A 248-nucleotide genomic window follows, 5' to 3' on the forward strand; every position below is an offset into this window, starting at 1 on the left:
AGTCGTGGAAGTTTAGGCTCTCGTCAATTAGCTAAGAAACTACGTGAAGAAGGCTTCACTATCGGGCGTTATCGTACTCGCACCATCATGCGTAAGTTAGGTCTTGTTGTGCGTCAGCGTCGAGCTTGTTTAGACAATGCTGTCGTCGAACGGTTCTTCGGTAGCTTGAAAAATGAATGGCTACTCAATGTGGTTTATTTAACGCGTGATGCAATGAAAGAAGATGTTGAAGAATATATCCGGTATTA

Annotated in this window: 1 protein-coding gene; it reads left to right on the top strand. The window is 43.1% G+C overall.

Features of this window, described 5'->3' with window-relative positions:
* Nucleotides 1–248, top strand: a 248-nt coding sequence (locus HC723_RS17260) for an IS3 family transposase (protein WP_190339979.1), incomplete at both ends; no start/stop codon positions are given.

Source organism: Vibrio sp. S11_S32, from assembly GCF_014694465.1.
Lineage (GTDB): Bacteria > Pseudomonadota > Gammaproteobacteria > Enterobacterales > Vibrionaceae > Vibrio > Vibrio algicola.